At 78.5% G+C, this 368-nt stretch carries 1 protein-coding gene; it reads left to right on the top strand.

Annotation, left to right across the window (positions count from 1 at the left end; all coding sequences use genetic code 11):
• Positions 1-293: PP2C family protein-serine/threonine phosphatase (locus ACFXAM_RS38670; protein WP_380298616.1), on the top strand; the 293-nt coding region annotated here is incomplete at its 5' end.
• Between the last annotated feature and the right edge of the window lie 75 nt (positions 294-368).

Genomic DNA, 368 nt, shown 5'->3' with positions numbered 1-368 from the left:
CGCTCGGGCTGGGCTTCCACGAGAGCGGGCCGCAACCCGTGCACCACGCCCGGCTGCAGCCCGGCGACCGGATGCTGGTCCACACCGACGGGGTCACCGAGGCCCGCTCGGCCTCCGGCGAGCTCTTCGGGGAGCGCCGTCTGGCCGACACCCTCGTCCAGCACATGGCCGGCGGCGAGCCGGCCCCCGAGGCGCTGCGCCAGCTGATCCACGCCCTGGTCACCCACCAGGACCACGAGCTGCGCGACGACGCCACCATCCTGCTGGCGGAGTGGCACCCGCACCGGGCGTAGCGCGGGTGGACGCCTCCGGCGGTCGGCGCCCCCGGCCGTGCCGGGCCGGGGCGCCGCGCCGCACGGCCGAGGCGG

The sequence above is a fragment of the Kitasatospora sp. NPDC059462 genome (assembly GCF_042749955.1).
GTDB lineage: Bacteria > Actinomycetota > Actinomycetes > Streptomycetales > Streptomycetaceae > Kitasatospora.
This window is presented reverse-complemented; position numbering and strand designations above follow the sequence as displayed.